The 24612-nt window shown below is 63.1% G+C and carries 15 protein-coding genes; 9 read left to right on the top strand and 6 right to left on the bottom strand.

Translation table 11 applies throughout. From position 1 onward, the window contains the following. Positions 1-58 precede the first annotated feature (58 nt). Complete coding sequence (locus tag LJ738_RS03555) at positions 59-916, top strand: universal stress protein (protein WP_227784937.1); 858 nt, start codon at positions 59-61, stop codon at positions 914-916. A gap of 18 nt (positions 917-934) precedes the next feature. On the opposite strand, the gene LJ738_RS03550 is transcribed toward LJ738_RS03555, so the two are convergent. Continuing rightward, complete coding sequence (locus LJ738_RS03550) at positions 935-2347, bottom strand: cytochrome P450 (protein WP_227784936.1); 1413 nt, start codon at positions 2345-2347, stop codon at positions 935-937. A gap of 143 nt (positions 2348-2490) precedes the next feature. Here LJ738_RS03550 and LJ738_RS03545 point away from each other — a divergent pair, with 143 nt between their 5' ends. Then, positions 2491-2787, top strand: coding sequence for a hypothetical protein (locus LJ738_RS03545; protein WP_227784935.1), 297 nt, complete (start codon positions 2491-2493; stop codon positions 2785-2787). A 184-nt stretch (positions 2788-2971) separates the two neighbouring features. Here the strand turns inward: LJ738_RS03545 and LJ738_RS03540 are convergent, their stop codons facing one another. Then, positions 2972-3979: a polyprenyl synthetase family protein gene (locus tag LJ738_RS03540; RefSeq protein ID WP_227784934.1), complete on the bottom strand. Its 1008-nt coding sequence runs from the start codon at positions 3977-3979 to the stop codon at positions 2972-2974. Positions 3980-4105: 126 nt separating this feature from the next. Between LJ738_RS03540 and LJ738_RS03535 the strand changes: the two genes are divergently transcribed. The 4 genes from LJ738_RS03535 to LJ738_RS03520 all read left to right on the top strand — a co-directional run bounded on the left by LJ738_RS03535 (position 4106) and on the right by LJ738_RS03520 (position 11816). Beyond that, positions 4106-4966, top strand: coding sequence for an alpha/beta hydrolase family protein (locus LJ738_RS03535; RefSeq protein WP_227784933.1), 861 nt, complete (start codon positions 4106-4108; stop codon positions 4964-4966). Continuing rightward, positions 4963-5463, top strand: coding sequence for a 2-amino-4-hydroxy-6-hydroxymethyldihydropteridine diphosphokinase (folK, locus tag LJ738_RS03530; RefSeq protein ID WP_227784932.1), 501 nt, complete (start codon positions 4963-4965; stop codon positions 5461-5463). Before LJ738_RS03535 ends, folK begins: the two co-directional genes overlap by 4 nt. A gap of 288 nt (positions 5464-5751) precedes the next feature. Further along, the gene (locus tag LJ738_RS03525; RefSeq protein ID WP_227784931.1) at positions 5752-10635 is read left to right on the top strand and encodes a DUF8696 domain-containing protein; all 4884 of its coding nucleotides are present in this window, start codon (positions 5752-5754) and stop codon (positions 10633-10635) included. A 209-nt stretch (positions 10636-10844) separates the two neighbouring features. Next, complete coding sequence (locus LJ738_RS03520; RefSeq protein WP_227784930.1) at positions 10845-11816, top strand: PorP/SprF family type IX secretion system membrane protein; 972 nt, start codon at positions 10845-10847, stop codon at positions 11814-11816. A gap of 21 nt (positions 11817-11837) precedes the next feature. Here LJ738_RS03520 and LJ738_RS03515 read toward each other — a convergent pair whose 3' ends face one another. The 4 genes from LJ738_RS03515 to LJ738_RS03500 form a co-directional block, all read right to left on the bottom strand. Beyond that, positions 11838-13082, bottom strand: a complete 1245-nt coding sequence (locus LJ738_RS03515; RefSeq protein ID WP_227784929.1) for a hypothetical protein — start codon at positions 13080-13082, stop codon at positions 11838-11840. Between the two features lie 2 nt (positions 13083-13084). After that, positions 13085-13963 (bottom strand): ACP S-malonyltransferase, encoded by an 879-nt coding sequence (gene fabD / locus LJ738_RS03510; protein WP_227784953.1) that lies wholly within the window; start codon positions 13961-13963, stop codon positions 13085-13087. A 200-nt stretch (positions 13964-14163) separates the two neighbouring features. Next, a complete protein-coding gene (locus LJ738_RS03505; RefSeq protein WP_227784928.1) occupies positions 14164-17112 on the bottom strand; it encodes a T9SS type B sorting domain-containing protein in 2949 nt (982 codons plus the stop codon). Between the two features lie 260 nt (positions 17113-17372). Beyond that, entirely contained in the window at positions 17373-20339 is a 2967-nt protein-coding gene (locus LJ738_RS03500) for a T9SS type B sorting domain-containing protein (protein ID WP_227784927.1), read from the bottom strand. A gap of 316 nt (positions 20340-20655) precedes the next feature. Between LJ738_RS03500 and LJ738_RS03495 the strand changes: the two genes are divergently transcribed. The 3 genes from LJ738_RS03495 to LJ738_RS03485 all read left to right on the top strand — a co-directional run bounded on the left by LJ738_RS03495 (position 20656) and on the right by LJ738_RS03485 (position 24357). Continuing rightward, positions 20656-21408: a succinate dehydrogenase cytochrome b subunit gene (locus LJ738_RS03495; RefSeq protein WP_071885966.1), complete on the top strand. Its 753-nt coding sequence runs from the start codon at positions 20656-20658 to the stop codon at positions 21406-21408. A 102-nt stretch (positions 21409-21510) separates the two neighbouring features. Beyond that, entirely contained in the window at positions 21511-23445 is a 1935-nt protein-coding gene (locus LJ738_RS03490; protein ID WP_227784926.1) for a fumarate reductase/succinate dehydrogenase flavoprotein subunit, read from the top strand. 156 nt (positions 23446-23601) lie between these two features. Beyond that, the gene (locus tag LJ738_RS03485) at positions 23602-24357 is read left to right on the top strand and encodes a succinate dehydrogenase/fumarate reductase iron-sulfur subunit (RefSeq protein WP_227784952.1); all 756 of its coding nucleotides are present in this window, start codon (positions 23602-23604) and stop codon (positions 24355-24357) included. Positions 24358-24612: the final 255 nt, after the last annotated feature.

Below are 24612 nucleotides of genomic sequence, written 5' to 3'. Positions count from 1 at the left end.
AGGGGAATTAGGCAGTAGCTGGGGTGGGGCAATTCATTTATCCTTCTTCTTTCTGGCCATGAAAAACCTCCTGGTTCCCACCGACTTCTCGCCCGAGGCGCACTATGCCTACGAGGTAGCCCTGCAGCTGGCAAAGCACACGCAGGGCACCGTGATTTTGCTGCACGTGCTGGAAGCCCTCGGGGACGGCGGAGGCGGTTTTAGCACCGTGGGGGGACCAGTGGGAGGCAACAGCTTCAACCAGACCTTCCCGATACGATTAATTGAGGCCACCAAGCGCCGCATGCAGAGCCTCCGGGACGAAGCCCGGCAGCGGGTACCGGGCGTGCCGGTGCTGGACTCCATCAAAATCGGCACCGTGGGCGACAGCATCCTCAAGGCCATTCAGCGGCACAACATCGACATGGTGGTGATGGGCGCCCGCCGGCACGGCGACTTGACCCACGTATTCTGGAGCTCCAATACCGAGCGCATGATTCGGCTGGCGCCCTGCCCGGTGCTCACGGTCAAGCACCAGCACGCGCAGTTTGAAGCCCGCACCATTGTGTTTCCGTCCGACTTTTCGGAAGAAGCCGCCCGGGCCCTCGACGGCCTGCGCCACGTGCAGGCCTTCTTCCCCAACGCCGAGCTGCACCTGCTGCATGTGGGCACGGGCGATGAAAAGGAGGCCGCCCGGCTACAGCAGCAGATGCAGGAATTTGCCCGGCAGCACCACCTCAGCAATTGCAAAACGGTGGAGGTAGGCGCCACCCGCACCAGCAAGGGCATCGAAGAATACGCCCAAAACGTGCACGCCGACTTGGTGGTAATGCCCACGCACACCCACTCGCTCCTGGGCAACCTCCTGCACACCAGCATCGCCGAGGCCGTGGCCACCCACGCCTTCCCACCGGTGCTCACCTACCATTACCAGTAGCGCAAGCCTCCGGCCCGGCTACCGCAAGCGCAGCCGCACCCGGAAATCGTTTTTGGGCCGTAGCGTGATGAGCGGCTGCATGGTTACGGGGGCCTGGCCTTCTACCCACTCCACCTCGAACTGGCGCAGCAGTGCCAGCGTCACGAGCTGCATTTCGGTGAGCGCAAACTGCATGCCGATGCACAGGCGGGGCCCGCCGCCAAAGGGCACGTAGGCGAAGGGCTGCAACGGGCGCGCCTGGCCCGGGGCAAAGCGCGCGGGCCGAAACTCCTGTGGGTTAGCCCAATATTTCGCGTCGTGGTGCAGGCCGTAGAAGTAGAGCGAAAACAGCGTGCCTTTGGGAATGTGCAGGCCCTGGTAATTATCGTCGGCCAGGGCCACGCGGTCTACCATCCAGGCGGGCGGGTAGAGGCGCATGGCTTCCTGCACGGCGTAGAGGGCGCGGCCCAGGCGCGGCAGGTCGTCGAAAGTTGGGCTGCGGCCGGCCAGCACGGCTTCCGATTCGGCGCGGATGTGGGCGGCTTCCTCGGGGTGGTGGGCCAGCAGGTAGAGCAGCCAGGTAAGGGCGTTGGCGCTGGTTTCGTGGCCGGCAATGAGCAGAATGAGGGCTTCGTCGAGCACGCGGTCGGGCGTCATGGGCTCGCCGGTGTCTTCGTAGCGCACGTCGAGCAGCATCTGCAGCAGGTCGTCGGGTGGGGTGGCGTTGGGCTGGGCGTTGGCCTGCTGGCGCTGCGCAATGTAGCGGCCCAGCAGCGTGCGCAGCTCCGCCGACAGCGCATCGTGGTACCGGAACCGGCCCTGTAGCCGAAACCAGGGCTTGAGGTAGGGCTGCCGGATGGAGCGCACGAAAAACGCCTGAATCTCGGTAATGAGTTGAGCCAGCCGGTCGAGTTCCGCTTCCGGAAAGTTGGTGCTGAACACCGACCGGGCAATGATGCGGAAAGTGAGCCGCGTCATCAGCTCGTGCACGGGCACGGCCACCGCCCCTCCCCCACCGGCCGCCTGGGCCACCAGCGGCGCCAGCGTTTCGGCCGTTATTTCCTGCATCAGCCCCGTGAGGCCGGCCACCCGCTGCCGGTGAAACCCGGGCTGAATGAGCCGGCGCTGGCGCAGCCAGTCGGCGCCGTCGTTGGTGAGCAGGCCGTGGCCCACGTAGCGCGAAAAGCCTTGGGTAAACTTCGACTTGGCGTAGTTGCGGCTGTTCTTTTGCAGCACATGCTGCGTCAGGCCAGCGTCGCGGGTGAGGATGCTCTTCTCGACGCCGCCGATAAACAGTTCAACCGTGTCGCCGTAGCGGGCCAGGGTGGCATCGAGCACCGGCAGCGGGTCTTTGGCCAGCGCAAACGAGCGCAGCAGGGAGCGCCAGCGCGGCACCCGCGGCAACGCAAACGGAGCCGCTGCTTTTTCTAAGGTTTCTACTTCGCCCATCATACTGCTATGGCCGCAACCAGATGCGGCCGCCAAAAATAACCACCGACACGGGTGAGCTCATCTTTTTTCAAACCAGCCGCGTAAAGCCAAGCGGGCACTGGCCCGGCCGCATCTTATCACGTTCCCTAAACACCATTTACCCTATGTGGATTCAGCAAAAAGACCACTCGCCCGCCCCGCTCGAGGACCTGCAAGGCCGCACTGTGGGCCTCAAGTTTAAGTGCTCTAAGTGCCACACCGAAATCTTCACCGACCTCATCGGCGTGCCCTCCCCCAACGACCTGGCCGATTCTCCGGAACACGCCAGCAACCATGAGATTGAGGAAGTAAAATGCCCCACCTGCGGCATGCTCCATACCCTGGAAGTCGATAGCACCTTCGACGGCGTCACGTTTAAAGTAAGCAACGCTAAGCACGTGAGCTACCAGGTTTCGGAGTAGAACTCATCTGTCATTGCGAGCGCAGCGCGGCAATCCGTCCTCTCTCCCCGACCAACCCTGAAATGCGACAAGCCCCGGTACTGCGCAGTACCGGGGCTTGTCGCTTTAGAAAATGTCTGGTGTTGACAGGACGGATTGCCGCGCTGCGCTCGCAATGACAAACGCCTCCGGGGCAATCAGTGGTCTATTTCTCTCGCTCTATCGTGTAGTTAATCAGCTGCTCCAGCGACGTGCGGCTGGGCGACTCTGGAAAGGTGTGCAGAATGGTGAGGGCCTCGTCGCGGTACCGCTTCATGGTGGCAATGGCGTAATCGAGCCCGCCCGATTTCTTCACGAATTCGATGACCTGCTGCACCCGGTCGCGGTGGCCATCGTTGTTTTTCACGTTGAAAATCACGCGGCGCTTTTCCAGCCAGCTGGCCTGCTGCAGGGCATAAATCAGCGGCAGCGTCATCTTCTTTTCCTTGATGTCGATGCCCACCGGCTTGCCTATTTCGGCGGTGCCGTAGTCGAACAAGTCGTCTTTGATTTGGAAGGCAATGCCCACCTTTTCGCCGAACAGCCGGGCGCGCTCAATCACCTCTTTATCGGCCCCGACGGAGGCGGCACCCACGGCCGTGCAGGAGGCAATAAGCGACGCGGTTTTCTGCCGGATGATGTCGAAATAAATATCCTCGGTGATGTCGAGTTTGCGGGCTTTTTCGATTTGCAGCAGCTCGCCTTCGCTCAGCTCGCGCACGGCATTGCTCACGATTTTCAGCAGGTCGTAGTCGTCGTTTTCCAGCGCCAGCAGCAAACCGCGCGACAGCAGGTAATCGCCGACGAGCACGGCAATTTTATTTTTCCACAGGGCATTGATGGAAAAGAAACCGCGTCGGTAATTGCTCTCGTCTACCACGTCGTCGTGCACGAGGGTGGCGGTGTGCAGCAGCTCAATAAGGGCGGCGCCGCGGAAGGAAGCTTCGGGCAAGGGGTCGCCGGTGGCGGGCTCGGGGCGGGCGGCGCGGGCCGTGAGAAACACGAACATCGGCCGGATTTGCTTGCCCTTGCGCTTCACGATGTAGCCCATTATCTTGTCGAGCAGCAGCACCTTGGTGCGCATCGACTGACGGAACTTGTGCTCAAACTCTTCCATTTCGGCCGCGATGGGGGCCTGAATCTGGTCGAGGGAGAAAGTGGAGGTGTGGGGCATTGCGGCGACAATGATACGGCAGAACCGTGGAGAGCCCTGCCCGCCGGTCCCGAACCTTTCGGGGCCGTTGCCGATTGTAACCGAAATAATGACCAATCGGCTGGCCCTCGCCCCTACCTTCGCGCCATGCTCACTCGTTCGTCTTTCCTGCTCAGCGGCCACGGCCACGGCCGCGCTTTCGAGGCCGACGCCACCTACCGGGCCGATGGGCACCCCAAGCCGGTGGTGCTTTTCGTGCACGGTTTCAAGGGGTTTAAAGACTGGGGCCACTTTCCGCTGCTGGCCGATTTCTTTGCCGAGCGGGGCTTTGTCTTCGTAAAGCTGAACCTCTCGCACAACGGCATCGTGGTGGGCGGCACCGGCGACCTGGAAGATTTGGAGGCTTTTGGGCGCAATAATTTCAGTATCGAGCTCGACGATATTGGGCAGGTTATCGACGCGCTTTTTTCGCCCGGCGCTACGCCCGTGCCTGCCGCCGAGATGGACCTGCACCGCTTTTTCCTGGTGGGCCACAGCCGGGGTGGCGGGCTGGTGCTGCTGAAAGCCGCCGAAGACCGCCGCGTGCGCGCCCTGGCCACCTGGGCCGGCATTGCAGACATCGACCAGCGCTGGCCCCAGGCCGTGCTCGATGAGTGGCGGCGCGCCGGCGTGCTGCACGTGCCCAACTCGCGCACCGGCCAGCAGCTGCCGCTGCACTACCAAATCCTGGAAGACTACATCGCCAACCGCCCGCGGCTCGACATTCAGCACAACGTACGCCGCCGCGTGCGCCAGCCCCTACTGGTGGTGCACGGCGACGAAGACGAAACCGTGCCCCTGGAAGCCGCCCACACCCTGCACCAACTCAAGCCCGACGCCGAGCTGCTGGTAGTGCCGGGCGCCATGCACATGTTTGGCGGCGCCCACCCCTGGCCGGAAACCACCCTACCCGAGCCGGCGCGCATCGTAGCGGAGCGCACCGCCGAGTTTTTCCAGCGCCAGCAGTGAGTGCCCCGGTAACTGCTTATTTACTACTAGGCAGCAACCTGGGCGACCGTGCCGCCCTGCTGCAGGAGGCGCGGGAGCAACTGGCCGCCACGGCGGGCGACATCCTGGCCGCCTCTGCCCTCTACGAAACCGCGGCCTGGGGCCTCGAAGACCAGCCGGCCTTTCTCAACCAGGCGCTGGCCATCGGCACGCAGCTGCCAGCCGAGCAGCTCCTGGCTCAATGCCTGGCCGCCGAACGCCACGCTGGCCGCGAGCGGCGCGAGCGCTGGGGCAGCCGCACCCTCGACGTGGACATCCTGCTCTACGGCCCCGAAATAATAGCCCAACCTGGCTTGGCGGTACCCCACCCCCGGCTGGCCGAGCGGCGCTTTGCGCTGGTGCCGCTGGCGGAAATAGCGGCTCAATTGGTTCATCCCGGACTGGGGTTGAGCATAGCCCAACTGCTGGACCAGTGCCCCGACCCCCTGCCGGTGCGGCCGTGGCCGGGCAATTTGTAGGCGGCAGGCCTTACCCACTGGGTACCAGATAAAACGACGGGAACAGGGAGCAACTTACGATGCTGAACCGGCCCTGCTGCCCCCAAACGGACAACTCGCGCTGACCTTCATCACTATTCGGGCATTGGCTTGTACAAAGCTGACTGCCAGTGCGTAGATTTACCAGCCCCGGCTGGCAGTGCTATAGCAGTAGCAGGCTGGCCGTTAGGCTCCGTTTCGTAAGGGCGGCGGGCGGCACTTTTCTTTCCGAGCACCCGCTTACCTGCCTGCCCACTTACTCGCCCCACTATGCCCGCAGAGCTGTCGCATCTTGCCCAACCGAGTACCAGCGCTTCTTCCCTGCATGCATCTGAGCCCGGCCAGCCGGCTGGCCTGGTTCGCCGGAGCCCGGCCGGGCGGGTGCGGCCGGCGTTGGGCTGGCTGCTCACGCTGCTACTCCTGCTGCTGAGCGGCGCGGCCACTTCGGCGCTGGCGCAAGGCACGCCGCCCCCGGAGTGCGCAGCCGATGAGAAGTTTGCCAACACCTGGTACTTCGGCTTTAAGGCGGGGCTGGACTTCAACCAGGCCTCGGCCGACTCCCTGCCGAAGGTGCTCACCAATGGGGCGATGGATGCCCCCGCCGGCTCGGGGGTGATGTCGGACAAGGACGGCAAAATTCTCTTTTACAGCAACGGCGAAACCGTTTGGAACGGCGACGGCACCGTGATGACCAACGGCACGGGGCTGGCGGGTAACCGCTTCACCACCGACGGCCCCCTGCCCATCAGGAAGCCGGGCATCACGCAGCCGGGCCAACCGACGCGCTACCTGCTCTTCACCCTGAATAGCACCGTGGGCCTGAGCTATTCGGAAATCGAGATTCCCGCCGGTGGTGGGCCGGGCACCGTCATCGACAGCACCAAAAACAAGCCCCTAGCCCGCGGCACGGCGGAGAAGTTAACGGGCGTATTTCATAAAAACGGCTGCGATATCTGGGTTATCACGCACGGCTGGGGCGATGCCAAAACCGGCAATGACAACCGGGGCGACGCCTTTCTGGCTTACCGCGTAACGGTGGCCGGTGTGCAGCCTGTTCCCATTATTACACCTGTAGGCAGCCTGCACGCGGCGAGCAAGTCGCCCGTAGGCTTCAAAGGCCAGATGAAGGTGACCCCCGATGGCCAGCGGCTGGCCTTGGCCCGCTACAGCGAAGCGGTGGGCGACAGCAGCAGCACCGTTGAGCTGTTCGGGTTTGATACCGGCTCGGGCCAGGTTAGCGTCAACCCGCAGGTGCCGTACATCGTGGACAGCGGCGCGGGCAAATACTACGGAGTGGGGTTTTCGCCCGGCAGCTACCTCTACGCCACGGTGCGCAACCCGCCCAAGCTGCTGCAATTTGATATCAGCGGCAAAGGGCCGGTTACCAAGCAGGACATTCCGCTCAAGACCGCAGCCGACCTGGGCTCGCTTCAGGCCGCACCAGATGGCAAGATTTACGTGGCTCGCGACAACCAGCCCGCGCTGGGCTTCATTGCCTACCCGGACTCGGTAGCGGCCAAGGTGGGCTACGCCGAAGACAGCCTGAAATTGGGCGGCCGCCTGAGCGGCCTGGGCCTGGTCAACTTCAACCAAAGCTCCCTGCTGCGCGTGGGGCCTAGTGCGCAGATAACGGGGTGTCGGCAAATCGCATTCAAGGCCCCGCCCATTGACTTTGATAAGAAGGTCTATGCCTGGACGTTTGGCGATGGTGCCACCTCAGCCGATGAGAATCCCGTTCATGTTTACGCTACGCCCGGCAACTACACCGTCACGCTACGCATCACGACCGAGTGCTTTTGCCGCGAAAGCTCGGGCCTTATCCAGGTGCCGGACTTGCCCAAGCCGGGCAGTATTGCGGCACCTCAGACGTTGTGCGCTGGACAAGCGCCGGCCCTTCTTACCAGTGCTACCAATGCTTCGGGCGATGCCGGCCTGCCGCTCGTTTACCAGTGGGAATCGTCAACGGATAACGCCACCTTCACGGCTATCGGTGGGGCTACCGGGCCAACTTACCAGCCAGCGGCAACGCTGCCGGCCGGCACTACTTATTTCCGGCGGAGCGTGCAACTGCTTCTGCCTGACCGTTCCGGACCTTACTGTACCTCTACCCAAACTGCTTCGGTAGCCATCACAGTCTTACCCGCCCTGACGGCCGGCACCATCGCCGCCGACCAAACTGTGTGCGCCGGCACCACGCCCGCCCCGCTCACCAGCACCGCTCCGGCCACTGGCGGCACCGGCACGTTTGCCTATCAGTGGGAAGCTTCAACCGATAACATCACTTGGACGGCCATTTCCGGTGCTACCAATGACGCCTTCACGCCTGGCCCGCTATCGGCCACTACTTTCTTCCGCCGCCAGGTGCGCTCCGGCACCTGCACCGCCCCACCCTCCAATGTAGTAACGCTAACCGTGGTGCCGGCCCTGACGGCCGGTAGCATTGGAACCAGCCAAACCGTTTGCACGGGCAGTAGCGCTACTCCACTCACCAACGAAACCCCAGCCACCGGCGGCGCGGGCACCATCGCCTACCAGTGGGAATCATCGGCGGATAACGTGAACTGGACGCCCATAGCCGGGGCCACCGGCCCAACCTACGCGCCGGGCCAGCTGAACGCGACTACCTACTTCCGGCGCCGCGCGAGCTCGGGCAACGGCTGCGCCCCGGTCTTGTCCAATGTCGTCGCCATCACCGTCCTCCCAACCCTAACGGCGGGCACCATCGGCGCCGACCAGACGCTGTGCCCGGGCGCTACCCCGACGCCGCTCACCAGCACCGCAGGAGCCAGCGGCGGCAGTGGCAGCTTCAGCTACCAATGGGAATCCTCACCGAATAATTCGAGCTGGACGCCTATTGCCGGCGCGACCAGCTCAACTTTTGCGCCCGGCCTGCTTACAGCCACCACCTACTTCCGGCGCAGCGTGACGTCGGGGGTTTGCGGGCCCGAGTACACACCCTCCGTGACCCTAACAGTGCTGCCGGTGCTGACAGCGGGCAGCATTGCGGCCGACCAGACCATCTGTGCAGGGGACACACCGGCGTCGCTCACCAGCGCCACCGCGCCCAGCGGCGGAACGGGCAAGTTTGTGTATCAGTGGGAATCATCGCCCGATAACACCACCTTCACGGCCATCGGTGTCGCTACTAGCGCCGACTACGCGCCCGGCCCGCTCGCAGCCACGACTTACTTCCGCCGTCAAGTGACGTCGGGGACTTGCGGACCAGAAATCTCAGCCCCCGTGAAGGTAACCGTGTTGCCCGCGGTAACTGCCGGTAGCGTTGCCGCTGACCAAATCGTGTGCCCCGGGGTTGCTCCGGCGCCGCTCAGCAGTACGGCCCTGGCGAGCGGCGGCACGGGCGCGTTTGCGTACCAGTGGGAAGCCTCGGCGGATAACACAAACTGGTCGGCCATAGGCGGCGCGACCAGCCCAACTTTCGCGCCGGGGCCACTCACGGCCACCACCTACTTCCGGCGGCGAGTCACGTCCGGAACCTGCGGGCCTTTCTCGTCCAACGTCGTCGCTATTACCGTGCTCCCGGCCCTTACAGCCGGCACCATCGCCGCCGACCAGGCTATCTGCATTGGCGCCACTCCTGCCCCGCTCAGCAGCACGGCTGGGGCCGGTGGCGGCACCGGCAGCTTCAGCTACCAATGGGAATCTTCGCCGAATAACAGTAGCTGGACCGCCATTCCCGGCGCGACCAGCCCCACTTTTGCGCCCGGCCCGCTATCGGCAACCACCTACTTCCGACGCCGCGTAACATCGGGGCTTTGCGGACCAGAGTATTCGCCTTCCGTTGCCATAACGGTGTTGCCGGCGCTTACCGCCGGTAGCATTGCAGCCAACCAGGACGTCTGCGCTGGCGCTTCGCCCGCCCCGCTCACCAGCACGGCTGGGGCCGGTGGCGGTACGGGCACGTTTGTGTATCAGTGGGAGGCCTCGGCCGATAGCACAAACTGGGGCGCAATAAGCGGGGCGACCAGCCCAACTTTTGCGCCGGGCCCGCTCTCGGCTACAACCTTTTTCCGGCGCCGCGTGACGTCGGGCACCGGCACCTGCTCCACGCAGGTTTCCAACGCTGTGGCGGTACGGGTGCAGCCCATCGTGACGACCGGGGTGACCCTGGCGGCCCCGCCCGTGCAGTGCGCCGGCACGGCCCTGACCTTCACGGCCGTGCCCACCAACGCGGGCACGGCGCCCACGTTCCGCTGGCTCGTCAACAACGTGGCCGTCGCGAGCGGGCCCACGTTTACCAGCAGCACGCTGGCCACCGGCGACGTGGTTCGCGTGGAGCTAACGCCCACGGTGGGACTTTGCAGCACCGGCCCGGCGGCAGCCTCTGTCACTGTAACGCGTACGCCCACACCACTGCCCACGCTCGCTATTGCCGTGCAGCCGGGCGGGCCGGTTTGCCCGGGCGAGCCGCTGACGTTCAGCATCACAAGTATAACCGAAGCCGGCACGGGCCCTACCTATCAGTGGCAGGTGAATGGCAACGACGTGGCAGGGGCCACGAACCCAGTCTTCACCAGCACAACCCTGCGCGACGGCCAGACCGTGACGCTGCGCCTGCGCACAACCAATGTGTGCGGACAGCCCGTCACGGCCGTTTCAAATGGCGTGGCGGCGCGCATTCTCCCGCCGGTTGACGTGGATGCCGGCCCCGACAAAGAGATTTTGGCCGGCACTTCCGTGGTACTGGATGGCAGCGCCGACGGCAATTACCCCGTGACGTGGACCCCGACGGTGGGGCTGAGCTTTCCGGGCAACGACCGGCTGCATCCCATCGCCTCGCCCACCGTGACCACGACCTACACCATCACGGGCGGGACCGGCGGCTGCGCCGACTCCGACCAAGTGACGGTGACCGTGCGCCCACCTATCCGCATTCCCAACGCCTTCACGCCCAACGGCGACGGGCGCGACGACACCTGGCAGATTGAGTTCATTGAGCAATTCCCCGACAACACGGTGAGCGTGTTCAACCGCTGGGGCAACCGGATTTTCTCTGCTAATAACTACAGCCGGGCTAATGAGTGGCGCGGCGACATCAACGGGCAGCCCGCGCCGGTGGGCACCTACTATTACGTCGTCGTCACGAAAGGCCCGCTGGGCAGGTCCTACAGTGGGTCGATTACGATTTTGTATTAACCAGTTCTTGCATAGAAAACCGTCATGCAGAGCGCAGCGAAGCATCTTCTCAGGTCAGCACAGCATCGTTCAGCGGCGATAAGATGCTTCCTGCGTCAGCATGACAAATGGTGTGGTAGAGATGCTTCGCTACGCTCTGCATAACAGTTACTTCATTCCTGCTGACTCTACCTACACTCTTTTGGACAGACAATAAGCTCATTACTGCTATGAAAAGAGTCCTACCGCTATTGCTGCTCCCGCTCCTGCTCTTGGCCAGCGCGCCGGCCCAGGCTCAGCAGCAGGCGCAGTACAGCCAGTACATGAACAACAATTACATCCTCAACCCGGGCACCACGGGTGTGGAGGATTACATTGACGTCAAGTTCAGCTACCGCACCCAGTGGACGGGCCTGGAAGGGGCGCCCAAAACCTACTACGCCAGCGCCAGCTCCTCGCTGGGCAAGTGGCGCAGCACTCCCAAGCGCACCATCCACGACCGGCGCCGGCCGTTTCACGCAATCGGCGGCCTCGTGTACAACGACGTGACCGGCCCCACGAGCCGAACGGGCGCCTACCTTTCCTACGCCTATAACATAGTCTTGATGCCCGACCTCCGGCTGGCGCTGGGCATGTCGGCCGGCATGCAGCAGTTTGCCGTCGATGGCCAGCAGCTGCACTTCTTCGACCCCACGACCCGGGCCGCCAGCGCCGCGTCGCGGGTGCTGGATGGGTCAATTGGCGCGTGGCTGTACAGCTCCCGGTTCTACGTGGGCGTATCGGGCGCGCAGCTGCTGGGCAATCGGCTCAACTTCTCCTACGGGCCCGGCTCGCTGGAAGCCGGCGAGGGCAACACGCTGAAGCGGCACTACTTCGCCACGGCCGGGGTGCGAGTGCCAATCAACGACGACTGGTCGCTGGTGCCGTCGGTGCTGGTCAAGGCCGTGAAACCGGCGCCGCTCTCGGTCGATATCAACGCCAAGCTTAAGTACCAGGACCTGCTGTGGTTCGGCGCATCGTGGCGTGCCTTCGACTCGGCCGTGGCAATGGTGGGCCTCAGCTATGAGCAGTACACGCTGGGCTATTCCTACGATGCGGGCCTCTCCGAGCTGGCCGGCTACCACGGCGGCAGCCACGAGATATTGGTGGGGTTGCGCATCAAGAAAAAAGCCCAGATAGTGTGCACCAACCGGTTCTGGTAGGGCGCGGCCAGCGCCCGACGGCTAATGCGCCGAAGTCCAGCCCAACGGCGGCAGCTGGCGCAGGGCTGCCGCGTTGCTGATGCTGCGGCCCGCGGCATACGCCAACCACACCCCCACCACGCCGACCACCAGCCAGGAAGCCCAGCTCCGGCGCCCCGACGCCCCTTCAAACCAGTTCCCCGTTCTGCGGAGCACTAACAGAATAACCGGCCCAAAAAGCACGCTAACGTATCGCTCGGCATCATAGAGCCCAGATGCGCTGCGGGTGAACGTAGTAGCAATTATCAGCAGAAGGATGAAGAAGCTGCTGCTCACCCACAAGACTCTTGAGAAGCGCTCGGGCCAGGAAGAAACTGCATCTGGAGCCTGCGTGGCCGGAAACTCCTCCCCCACCGGGCCCGACGCCTTGGGCCACATCCAGGCCAGCAGCCCCACCAGCGCCAGCGCCCAGACCATGGGCACCTCCGGCTGCCACGCCGCCCGCACCGGCGCCAGCCAGCGGCTCAACACAAAACCGTAGTCGGCAGTTGAGCTAAAAAACTGGGCCCAGCCCCGATTGAGGCGGTAAACGGTGGGCGCCGCGATGAGCAGAGCATAAACGTGCCAGGCGATGCCCCCGAGTAGGCTCAGCCCAAAGTGCCCCGCGAGTGGTAGCCACTGCCTGCGCAACAGTGCATTCCATTCCAGCATCAAGCCCAGGGCCACGCCCGCCAGCAGAAAAAAGCCAGGCGTGCGGTGCAGCGGCAGCAGAAACCCCAGCGCGGTGGCGGCCATCCACCACTGCCGCTGCCGCGTGTGCAGCCAGCGAAACAAGGCCAGCACATAGCCCGCCACCAACGCCACAAACACTACTTCGCCCCACACAAACTTGCTCACCACCAGCCAGGGCGTGCTCAGGGCCAGGGCCCAGGGTAGCACCAGCGCCCAGCCGGCCGGCAACAGCCGCCGGCCGAGCTGGCTCCAGGCCAGTAGGCTTAGCCCAAGGGCAAGGCCGTGGAGCAGGCGCAGCGCGCCCAGGCTCCCGCCCAGCGCCACCAGCGCCGGGTACAGCGGCGGCCAGTAGCGGTAGGCCGAGCCATCGGGGTTGAGCAGGTGGCCCGCGGTGCGCAGCGTGCCGGCCGCGTGCAGGTAAAAGCCCGAGTCGGCGGTGCCGGCCAGGCCCGGCGCGGTAGCCCAGGCGAATAGTGCCAGCTGCGCCAGCATGGCCAGCCCCACCGACCACCCGAACCACCGCCGCTCGCGCGCCGGCCCCGTTGCGCTAAGCACCCCTATCCGATGGTAGCGGTGGGCACAATTTTCTTCACCAGCCCTTGCAGCACCTTACCGGGACCGCACTCCACAAATTCGGTGGCGCCGTCGGCGGCCATTTGCTGCACGGCCTGGGTCCAGCGCACGGGGGCCGTGAGCTGGCGCAGCAGGTTGGCTTTGATTTCGGCCGGCGACGAGTGCGGCAGCGCGTCCACGTTCTGGTACACGGGGCAGCGGGCCTCGCCGAAGGTGGTTTTCTCGATGGCCTCGGCCAGGGCGGCGGCGGCACTTTGCATCAGCGGCGAGTGGAAAGCGCCGCCCACGGGCAGCGGCAGGGCCCGCTTGGCGCCGGCGGCTTTCAGGGCTTCGCAGGCCCGGGCCACGCCCTCGGCCGAGCCGGAGATGACGAGCTGGCCGGGGCAATTGTAGTTGGCGGCCACCACCACGTGGCCGGCAGTGGTGATTTCCTGGCAAATGCGCTCCACGGTGCTGTCGTCGAGCCCCAGGATGGCGGCCATGGTGCCGGGCTGCTCCTCGCAGGCGGCCTGCATGGCCTGGGCGCGGCGCGCCACCAGCCGCAGGGCGTCTTCGAAGCGAAGCACGCCGGCAGCTACCAGGGCCGAAAACTCGCCCAGGGAGTGGCCGGCCGTCATGGCGGGCTGCAGTTCGGGGCGGGCCACAAATTGAGCTACCGAATGCACAAAAATGGCCGGCTGGGTTACGTCGGTGCGGCGCAGGTCCTCGTCCGAGCCCGTGAACATGATGTCGGTCAGGCTAAAGCCCAGGATGTCGTTGGCCTGGGTGAGCAGGGCGCGGGCGTCCAGGTTCTGGTCGAACAGCTCGCGGGCCATGCCCGGAAACTGGCTGCCCTGACCGGGAAAAATAACGGCGGTTTTAATGGATTCGGAGGCGCTGGTGGGGTTCACGAGGAGGCGGGCTTGTAAATGGAAAGGCAATTGTGCGGCTCAATGGCCGGCCAACTACGGTTGTGGTTGGGGCTGCAAGCTGCACAAAAGCGGCCAACCCCACAAATCAAGACGAAAAAGGCCGCTTCGATGGAAGCGGCCTTTTTCATTTTTGCTCAAGCTCAAACCCTGGGTTAGCGTACTATCTCGACCCAGCCTTTGTAGGTGCGCTTGGAGTTGGCAAAGTCGGCAAACTCCACCTCGGCCAGGTAGTAATAAATACCATCGGCCACCTTGGCGCTTCGGCCAGCCTCGGAGACGGGCCCGCCGCCGTCCCAGTTGATGAGCACGCGGTCGGCGGCGGTGGTCGTGTTCTCGAAGACCTTGACGCCCCAGCGGTTGAAGGCCTGGAAGTGGATGCGCCGGATGGGGCTGTAGTTCTTGGGCCGGAACACGGCGTTCTGGTTGTCGCCGTTGGGGGTGAAGATGTTGGGCAGCTTGAAAAAGACGCAGTTGTCCTGGCAGGCCACGTTGCTCGTATCGCTCACCAGCCCGCTCGGGGCCACGGCCTGCACGGCGTAGCAGCCGCCGGAAAACTCCAGGTCGGCGTGCGTGTAGGAAGTCTGCGCGGTGGTGGCCAGCAGGGCGAAGGGCCCGGTGGGCGTGGGCCGGTAGTAGAGGCGGTAGGAGGCGATGGTGGCGTCGCAGCCGGCCGGCACGGCGCTCAGGCTCCAGCTCAGGCGGTTGGCGTAGCGCTGGGTCAGGGTCGGGAACTCGGCCAGCCCGGCCAGGCTGTCGCAGTTCGTCGCCCGCAACGAAAGCACCGGCTTGCACGGTGGCGAGATTAGCACGGAGCATTGTTCCTGGCTCTTGTTCAGCAAAGAACTGAGGTAGCCCGTGGGATTGTACTGGCCCTCCGTGCGCACGTAGTAGCAGTAGGTCTGCCCTTTCACTAGGGTCGTGCTCTTATCCACGTAAGAGCCGCCCGTGGCACTCGTGGGGGCCGTGGCAATCTGCACAAAAGCGCTGCCCGGCGCACCGGCCCGGCGGTAGATAACGACCAGTTTGGCCGAATTATCCCAGGGCACATTGTAGGTCCAGCTCACCGTAAAGGCCGTGGGCGGGTTGTTGGGCAAGGCCGTGACGCGCACGCTGCTGGCCGGGCCCGACGTTTCCTTCACCTGCGGGCGGCCGTCGCTGAACGTGCGGATGAAATCAAGCTTGTAGGTGTACTGCAGGTCCTGGGTATTCAGATTGGTGTCGATGTAAGCCGTGTCGGTGAGGGCCGTAAAGGTGCGTACCGGCGCATAGGTAGTCGGCGCCAGCCCTTCGCCGCGCGACAATACATAAGAGAGGGCACCATCCAGGACGGTGCCCGCAGCGGCGCGCGGCGGCGTCCAGCGCACTGCGATGCGCCCGGTGGTGGTGCTGGTTTCCTCTACGTCCACGTTTTTGAGCAGCGCCGCGCGGCCACTAAAGTTGGCGCAGGCCTCCTGCGAGGCAATGCTGGCCCCACCGGCCGGCAGCGGAAACTCGGCGTAGATGCGGTAGCAGTAGGTTTTGCCGCGGTCCAGGCCCTGGTTTACCCCGCCCGCCGACACGTTATTATCAATGAAGGAAGTAGCAGACGCGGCCACCGAACCAACCAGGGTGTAGCCCCACGCGGCCGGAATGCCGGTTTCGCAGGGGCCGGGCACCACGCTCGACGAATTCTCCCTCCGGTAGATATAAATGCGCGAAGCGTTGGCGCACTGGTAGGTATTCCAGCTCAGCAGAGTCCGGTTGATGCCGGTGCTGGCATCGGGCACGGCCTTCAGGTTCTGGGGGGCGGGCCCGATGACGGTAATGCGCCAGGTTTTCTCGTCAATCAGCGGCGGGTTGGTGGGCGAGCCGCCGCTGCCGGCGTTGTCCTGGGCTTTAAAGACGACCAGGTAAGGCAGGCGAGCGACGTTGATGCAGTCGGTTTGCCAGGAGAACGTGCCCTGGGCCACCGGCGGCCCGCTGGCCGTTTGACGGAAGGTGGCCGGGGGAATAATGCCCGAGTAAGCAAACAAGCTGATGGGCGTCGGAGCCGTGCTGCCCGGCGCCTCGCCGTCGACGGCGGAAACCTGAGCCGTGACGGGCTCCCCGGCAATCACGCAGATATCAGCTGGAATCGTCAGCGTCGGCCGCAGGTTGTTCGTGGCCGAAACGGTGATTTCCATGTCGCGAATGACTTCGCCAATCAGGCGCCGGCCCAAGGGCGTGCGCCGCCACTCCTCCACCACCATGGCCACGTTGTAGATACCCGCCTGCACCGGCGCATTCCACGTGATTTGGCCGGTGTTCACGTCCTGCACAAAGATGGCTTTGTCGTTCGGTACGCCAGGTGGGTTTCCGGCATATGCCACCTGAATCGGCGGCGTGCCGGGGGTCACAACGGGGTCATTGGGGTAATGATAGTTGGAGACCGTTAACGGCACCGGCTTGTTGTCGCCCGTGGCGCCGGGGCAGGGCGGCGCTAACACGTCCTCCGAAAGCAAGGCATTTTTCTGGCAGGTGCGCAAGTGGAAAGAAAGCGAGTCGCCATCGGCATCGAACGCGGCCGGGTTGTGCAAAAACACTTGGCTCACGGCCCCTTTGTCTACGGCCGGAGCCGTAAGCACAGGCGAGTGGTTGAGCCCCAAGGCCGGGTCCAGGGTGATGCGCGTGCTGATATAGAACGACTGGTTAATGGAGTTGTCCATGTTCAGCACCCCGCCAATCCGGTTTTCGCCGATGAAGCTGACGGTATAGCTACCGGTCGAAGGAAAGGTGTGCTCAAACAGGTAGATATTGAGGCTGGTATCGGAGCTGCCCGGCACTGGCCGCTCGCCACCCAGGCGGGGTACGCCCGGAGAGCAAGTCGAGGTGCCGTCCCCAAAAAAGATGATGGCCGAAGGCTGTTTAGTCGTCGAGGCCGTTTTGGTGTAAAGCACCATCTTGAAAAACACGCGCCGCGGGTTGGGGTTGGCCGTGGTATCGACCTTGGCCTGAATGTCGCCGGCCCGGATGTGACTGGCCCACGCCGCCTGCGGCAGCAAGCCCAGCCCACTCAGTACCACCAACACCAGCAGCGCCACCCGCGCCAAATCCCTGACCCGAAGCAGAGTAAATAGTATCATACCAACCTAATGAAGTAGGAAAAGAAGTGTGTCCGAAACTGCCCAATGCCCATTCCAGCTTTCCGGGGAACGACCGGAAAGCCAGCAGGAAGCTTGAAAGTAAACAGTAATGGCGTGTTAGCAAGCCCACAACCGGCCAACTACCTCGGCAGTTGGAACAGTAGTCTTGAGAAAACCTGCAAACCCGCACAAATCAAGCCCAAAAAAGGCCGTTCCTACAGGAACGGCCTTTTATTTTTATATACCAAATGGTTGATACGTCAGCGCACCACTTCCACCCAGCCCTTGTAGGTGCGCTTGGTGTTGGCAAAGTCGGCAAACTCCACCTCCGCGAGGTAATAATAGATGCCGTCCGATACCATGGGCGCCGTGCCCCCACCCGCTTCAGAGACGGGCCCGCCGCCGTCCCAGTTGATGAGCACGCGGTCGGCGGCGGTGGTCGTGTTCTCGAAGACTTTCACGCCCCAGCGGTTGAAGGCCTGGAAGTGGATGCGCCGGATGGGGCTGTAGTTCTTGGGCCGGAACACGGCGTTCTGGTTGTCGCCGTTGGGGGTGAAGATGTTGGGCAGCTTGAAAAAGACGCAGTTGTCCTGGCAGGCCACGTTGCTCGTGTCGCTCACCAGCCCGCTCGGGGCCACGGCCTGCACGGCGTAGCAGCCGCCGGAAAACTCCAGGTCGGCGTGCGTGTAGGAAGTCTGCGCGGTGGTGGCCAGCAGGGCGAAGGGCCCGGTGGGCGTGGGCCGGTAGTAGAGGCGGTAGGAGGCGATGGTGGCGTCGCAGCCGGCCGGCAAGGCGCTCAGGCTCCAGCTCAGGCGGTTGGCGTAGCGCTGGGTCAGGGTCGGGAACTCGGCCAGCCCGGCCAGGCTGTCGCAGTTCGTCGCCCGCAGCGAAAGCACCGGCTTGCACGGTGGGCTGGTGAGCACCAGGCACTGCACCTGGCTCCGGTTCAGGAGCGAGCTGAGGTAACTGATGCCCGGGTACTGGCCATCGGTCTGCACGTAGTAGCAGTAGGTTTCGCCTTTGCGCAAAGCCGGGTCATTGTCCTGGTAAGTGCCACCGGTGGCGGTGGTTGGGGCGGTGTTAATGCGCGCGAAGCCGCCCGTGTTGCCGGTACGGCGGTATATAGCTGCTGGCTTGGCTGTGTTGTCCCAGGGCACATTGTAGGTCCAGCTCACCGTCACGCCCGTGGCGGCCACGTTGGCAGGCACGGCGGTGGTGCGCACGCTGCTGGCCGTGGGCGCCGCCTCCCGGATGGGGGCCCGGTTATCGGACGGCGGAAACGTGCGCACAAACTCCAGCTTATAAGTAAACTGCTTGTCCTGCGTGTTGATACCGGTGTCGGTAAAGCACGTATCGGCCAGCGTCGTGATGGTGGCAATCGTGGCAAAAGTGGTCGGTGCCTGTCCTTCCCCACGCGAGAGTACATAGCTGGGGGCGCCATCGAGCGTGGTGCCAGGGGCTTGGCGCGGCTTGGTCCAGCACACCTGAATTTGCCCGGTGGTCACGCCGGTGTTCTCCACGTCCACCTTCACCAGCCGGGAGGCAGCGCCGGGGAACGAGGTACAGGCCTCCTGCGAGGCAATGCTGGCCCCACCGGCCGGCAGCGGAAACTCGGCGTAGATGCGGTAGCAGTACGTCTGGCCCCGGTCAAGGCCCAGCACCGTGCCGTTGGGGCTAGTGTTGTTGTCGGTGAAAGTGGTGGCATTGGCAGGCACAGAGCCCACCAGGGTGTAGCCTGCCGAGGGGGGAATGCCGGTTTCGCAGGGCCCGGGCTGGAAATTAGACGGGTTTATTTTCCGGTAGATGTAGATGCGCGAGGCGTTGGCGCACTGGTAGGTATTCCAGTCCAGCCGCACACTGTTGGGGTTGGTGCCCGTGCCCACCGTGGGGGTGGCCCGCAGGTTTTGGGGCGCGGGCCCGATGACGGTAATGCGCCAGGTCTTCTCGTCAATCAGCGGCGGGTTAGTTGGCGACGGGCTGGGCGTATCCTGGGCTTTAAAGACGACCAGATAAGGCAGGCGGGCCACGTTGCTGCAGTCGGTCTGCCAGGAGAACGTGCCCTGGGCCACCGGCGGTCCCTGGGTCGTCTGCCGGAACGTGGCGGGGGGAATGATGCCCGAGTAAGCAAACAAGCTGATGGGCGTCGGGGCCGTGCTGCCCGGCGCCTCGCCGTCGACGGCCGAGACCTGGCCCGTGACGGGCTGGCCAGCAATCACGCAGATGTCGGCCGGGATAGTCAGGGTTGGCCGGATGTTATTTGTAGCCGACACGATAATCTGCATGTCGCGAATGACCTCGCCAATCAGGCGCCGGCCCAGCGGCGTGCGTCGCCACTCTTCTATCACCATCGCCACGTTGTAGAACCCTGGTTTGACCGGCGCATTCCACGTAATTTGGCCGGTGTTCACGTCCTGCACGAAGATGGCGGCGTCGCCTATCCTGCCAGGCGGCACCCCATTGTAGAATACCTGCACCGGCGGGTTGCTGGAACCTGTGATGATAAGGTCGTTGGGAAGGTGAAAGTTGATGGTGGTTTGAGGAGCCGGCTGGTTGTTGCCGGTACCAGCGCCGGAGCCGGCGCAGGGTGCCCCTCCAACTGTCCCATCAATGCCGGCCGGCACCCACTGGCTGCTGCGCAGATGAAAGGCCAGCGAGTCACCATCGGCATCGTAGGCGGCCGGGTTGTGCAAGAATACTTGGCTCACTCCAGCTTTGTCTACGGCCGGCGCGGTGAGCACGGGCGAGTGGTTCAGCCCAAGGGCCGGGTCCAGCGTGATGCGCGTGCTGATGTAGAACGACTGGTTGTCGGACTGGTCCATGTTCAGCACGCCCCGGTTGCGGTTCTCTCCGATGAAGCTAACCACGTAGCTACCGGCCGCAGGAAAGGTGTGCTCAAACAGGTAGATGTTGAGGCTGGTATCGGGACTGCCCGGGATGGGCCGCTCGCCGCCCAGGCGGGGTATCCCGTCTTTGCAGCTCGACGTGCCATCCCCAAAAAAGATGGTCGCGGTGGGCTGTTTTACACTCGACGCGTTGTCGGTATAAAGCACCATCTTGAAAAACACACGCCGCGGGTTGGGGTTGGCCGTGGTGTCGACCTTGGCCTGAATGTCGCCCGCCCGGAGGTGGCTGGCCCAGGCGGCCTGCGGCAGCAGGCCCAGCCCAGCCAGTACGACCAGCACTACCCGCGCCAGCCCCCATACCCGAGGTAGTGTAAAGTGTATCATACCAACCTGATAACAAGTAAAAACCAGTACAGCTCAAGTCCTGACTGCCGCAGCTAAACGGCAGTAGAAACCTAACATTTAGCACCCGGAACGGGTTATCTTACCAGCAAATCGTCCTAGTAAGACATAGTAAAGACATAACGCGCCTGTGCGGGTAAACGATGCATGAAGCGGATAGATTCACCACGCCGTGCATTGTTTTTTGAAAAGAGTTCCCCAGCGCCGCTAATTACCCCGGCACTTTGTTCGGTTAGCGGGCGGGGCCTACCTTTGGCACCATAAACACACCTCTTCATTTCCTCAGTTTGGCTACTATATGAGTTGGATAACAAAAACATTAACCAGCAGCATCGGCCGGAAGCTAATCATGTCCCTCACGGGCCTGTTTCTGTGCACGTTCCTGGTGGTCCACCTTGTAGGAAACCTGCAGTTATTCAAGCACGACGGTGGGGCCGCGTTTAACGCCTACTCCCACTTCATGGGCACCAACCCGGTTATCCGCACCATCGAGTGGGGCCTGGTGCTGGGTTTTGGCTTTCACATTTACGAGGCCTTTGCTCTCACGCGCCGCAACAAGGCCGCCCGCGGCCACGGCTACGCGCAGTGGAAAGCCGAGCAGAACTCGGAGTGGACGTCCCGCAACATGGGCATCCTGGGCTCCATCATCCTGATTTTCCTGATTGTGCACCTCTACAACTTCTTCTGGCGCGCCCGCTTCGGTGGCCTGGAGAAAATGGGCGGCGACAACCCCGAATACCGCGATTACGACAACCTATACATGGCCGTGGTATCCTCGTTCCACATCTGGTGGTATGTGCTGCTCTACGTGGCCGCCCAGATTAGCCTCGGTTATCACCTGTGGCACGGCTTCCGCTCGGGCTTCCAGACCCTGGGCCTGAACCACCGCAAGTACATGCCACTTATTAAGTACGCCGGCTACGTGTTTGCCGTGGTGGTGTCGGCCGGCTTTGCCGCCATGCCGTTATACTTTTTCCTGTTCACGAATGACCTGGGCGAACTGGCGTTGAACGCGCCGACTTTCGTTCACACCGTGGCCTCGGCTTTCTAATTGATAATGTGCCGTAAAATGGCTGGCCTGGGCTAACACCTGCCCGGTTCCGCTGTTGTACTTACCACGGTTCACTCAGTCTCTCCTTCAATCAGTCATTCTATGCTGTTGGATTCCAAAATTCCCGAAGGCCCCCTCGCCGAAAAATGGGACAAACACAAGTTCAACGTCAAGCTTGTGAACCCCGCCAACAAGCGGAAATACGACGTGATTGTGGTTGGCACGGGCCTAGCCGGCTCTTCGGCCGCCGCCTCGCTGGCCGAGTTGGGCTACAACGTGAAGGCCTTTACCTACCACGACTCGCCCCGCCGCGCGCACTCCATCGCCGCGCAGGGCGGCATCAACGCTGCTAAAAACTACCAGAACGACGGCGACTCTGTGTTCCGCCTGTTCTATGATACCATCAAGGGCGGCGACTACCGCGCCCGCGAAGCCAACGTGTACCGCCTGGCCCAGGTATCGGTCAACATCATTGACCAGTGCGTGGCTCAGGGCGTGCCCTTTGCCCGCGAATACGGCGGCCTGCTGGCCAACCGCTCCTTCGGCGGTGCCCAGGTAAGCCGCACGTTCTATGCCCGCGGCCAAACCGGACAGCAGCTCTTGCTGGGTGCCTACTCGGCCTTGAGCCGCCAGGTAGCCTACGGCAAAGTAAAGCTCTACACCCGCTCCGAAATGCTGGACCTGGTGATGGTGGACGGCGTAGCCCGCGGCATCGTGACCCGCAACGTGCTCACCGGCGAGATTGAAAACCACGCCGCCCACGCGGTGGTGCTGGCTACCGGCGGCTACGGCAACGTGTTCTACCTGAGCACCAACGCCAAGCTCTGCAACGTAACGGCCGCGTGGCGTGCCCACAAAAAAGGCGCCTACTTTGCCAACCCCTGCTTTACGCAGATTCACCCCACCTGCATCCCGGTGAGCGGCGACTACCAGTCGAAGCTCACGCTGATGTCGGAGTCGCTCCGCAACGACGGCCGCGTGTGGGTTCCCAAAACCGTGGAAATGGCCCAGCGCCTGCGCAAAGGCGAAATCCGGGTGCAGGATATCCAGGAGGATGACCGCGACTACTTCTTGGAGCGCAAGTACCCGGCCTTCGGTAACCTGGTGCCGCGTGACGTGGCATCGCGCAACGCCAAGATGATGTGCGACGAAGGCCGCGGCGTGGGCAGCACCGGCCTGGCCGTGTACCTAGACTTTGCCGAAATCATTCAGCGTACGGGCGCCGAAGCAGTGAGCCAGAAGTACGGCAACCTGTTTGCCATGTACGAGAAAATCACCGGCGAAGACCCCTACAAACTGCCGATGCGCATTTACCCGGCGGTGCACTACACCATGGGCGGCCTGTGGGTTGATTACAACCTGCAAACCACCATTCCCGGCCTCTACGCCACGGGCGAGTGCAACTTCTCCGACCACGGCGCCAACCGCCTCGGCGCTTCGGCCCTGATGCAGGGCCTGGCCGATGGCTACTTCGTAATCCCCTACACCATTGGCGATTACCTGGCCCAAACCGCTCCCAAGCCGGTAGACACCCAGCACCCCGCCTTTGCCGAAGCCAAGGCTGGCGTGCAGGCGCGCACCGAGCAACTCCTCGCTATCAAAGGCACCCGCACCCCCGACCAGTTCCACAAGGCTCTGGGCCACATCATGTGGGAGTACTGCGGCATGGCCCGCAACGCCGAAGGCCTGCGCCACGCCAAAACCGAGATTCAGCGCCTCCGCAAGGAGTTCTGGAGCGACGTGCGCGTGGTGGGCACCGGCGAAGAGCTCAACCAGACCCTGGAAAAAGCCGGCCGCGTGGCCGATTTCCTGGAGCTGGGCGAGCTGATGGTAGACGACGCTTTGGCGCGCAACGAAAGCTGCGGCGGCCACTTCCGCGAAGAGTACCAGACCCCCGAGGGCGAGGCTTTGCGTGATGACGAAAACTTCGCCTACGTGGCGGCCTGGGAGTATCAGGGAGACAACCAGCCCGAGAAGCTCAACAAGGAGGAACTGACCTTCGAAAACGTGAAGCTGACCCAGCGCAGCTACAAATAAGAATCACCTGTCATGCTGACGAAGGAAGCATCTTCTCACGCCAGCGCCAGTTTCATTACCAACCCAACGAGCCCATGCGGGGGTAGATGCTTCGCAGGCTCAGCATGACAAACGAGAACTAACTATATGGCCGGCTCCAATCCCAACGCCAAACCGATGAACCTGACCCTGAACGTGTGGCGGCAGCCCAACCGCAACACCGAAGGACGTATTGTGGAGTACAAAGTGAAGGACATTTCGCCCGAGATGTCGTTCCTGGAAATGCTCGACGTGCTCAACGAAGACCTGCTGCACGCCGGCGAAGACCCGGTAGCGTTCGACCACGACTGCCGCGAAGGCATCTGCGGCTCGTGCGACTTGTTCATCAACGGCCGCAGCCACGGGCCTGAGAAGGGCACCACCACCTGCCAGCTGCACATGCGCAAGTTCTCGGATGGCGACACCATCACCATCGAGCCCTGGCGCGCCAACGCTTTCCCAGTCAACAAAGACCTGAGCGTAGACCGCTCGGCCTTCGACCGCATCATTCAGGCCGGTGGCTACATCAGCGTGAATACCGGCGGCGTGCCCGATGGCAACGAGATTCCGGTGCCCAAGGAAATTGCCGACCGCGCGTTTGAAGCGGCTACCTGCATTGCCTGCGGCGCCTGCGTAGCGGCCTGCAAGAATGCCTCGGCCATGCTGTTTGTTTCGGCCAAGGTTTCGCAGCTCGCGCTGTTGCCCCAGGGCCACGCCGAGCGCAAGACTCGCGTGGAAAACATGGTAGCCCAGATGGACAAGGAAGGCTTTGGTGCCTGCACTAACATCGGTTCCTGCGCTGCTGAGTGCCCCGTGGGCATTTCGCTTGAGAACATTGCCATGCTGAACCGTGAGTTTATCGTAGCCAAGGCTACGTCGAACAACCTGGCGTAAGCACAATGCACTAGTTTTAGGAAAGCGCGATGGGAAACCGTCGCGCTTTTTTTGTGCCGCGAGGAAGCTCGCCTCGTGGGGAACCTCACCCCCGGCCCCTCTGCAATAGAGAGGGGAGCCACGGCTCAAATTTTAGCTCAATTTCTAAAAACAGAAGGCCCCAGTTCAATTGAGTTGGGGCTTCTTAATGGATTATCGTCAGGCTCCCCTCTCTATTGCAGAGGGGCCGGGGGTGAGGTGCCACGGCTAAGGCCT

It is taken from the genome of Hymenobacter plasmatis, from assembly GCF_020711255.1.
Taxonomy (GTDB): Bacteria; Bacteroidota; Bacteroidia; order Cytophagales; family Hymenobacteraceae; genus Hymenobacter.
This window is presented reverse-complemented; position numbering and strand designations above follow the sequence as displayed.

What these genes read in the sequence shown, in the direction of transcription:
- LJ738_RS03555 (WP_227784937.1), top strand. Translation starts at nt 59, where the DNA reads ATGAAAAACCTCCTGGTTCCCACCGACTTCTCGCCCGAGGCGCACTAT.
- LJ738_RS03550 (WP_227784936.1), bottom strand. Translation starts at nt 2,347, where the DNA reads ATGATGGGCGAAGTAGAAACCTTAGAAAAAGCAGCGGCTCCGTTTGCG.
- LJ738_RS03545 (WP_227784935.1), top strand. Translation starts at nt 2,491, where the DNA reads ATGTGGATTCAGCAAAAAGACCACTCGCCCGCCCCGCTCGAGGACCTG.
- LJ738_RS03540 (WP_227784934.1), bottom strand. Translation starts at nt 3,979, where the DNA reads ATGCCCCACACCTCCACTTTCTCCCTCGACCAGATTCAGGCCCCCATC.
- LJ738_RS03535 (WP_227784933.1), top strand. Translation starts at nt 4,106, where the DNA reads ATGCTCACTCGTTCGTCTTTCCTGCTCAGCGGCCACGGCCACGGCCGC.
- LJ738_RS03525 (WP_227784931.1), top strand. Translation starts at nt 5,752, where the DNA reads ATGCCCGCAGAGCTGTCGCATCTTGCCCAACCGAGTACCAGCGCTTCT.
- LJ738_RS03520 (WP_227784930.1), top strand. Translation starts at nt 10,845, where the DNA reads ATGAAAAGAGTCCTACCGCTATTGCTGCTCCCGCTCCTGCTCTTGGCC.
- LJ738_RS03505 (WP_227784928.1), bottom strand. Translation starts at nt 17,112, where the DNA reads ATGATACTATTTACTCTGCTTCGGGTCAGGGATTTGGCGCGGGTGGCG.
- LJ738_RS03500 (WP_227784927.1), bottom strand. Translation starts at nt 20,339, where the DNA reads ATGATACACTTTACACTACCTCGGGTATGGGGGCTGGCGCGGGTAGTG.
- LJ738_RS03495 (WP_071885966.1), top strand. Translation starts at nt 20,656, where the DNA reads ATGAGTTGGATAACAAAAACATTAACCAGCAGCATCGGCCGGAAGCTA.
- LJ738_RS03490 (WP_227784926.1), top strand. Translation starts at nt 21,511, where the DNA reads ATGCTGTTGGATTCCAAAATTCCCGAAGGCCCCCTCGCCGAAAAATGG.
- LJ738_RS03485 (WP_227784952.1), top strand. Translation starts at nt 23,602, where the DNA reads ATGAACCTGACCCTGAACGTGTGGCGGCAGCCCAACCGCAACACCGAA.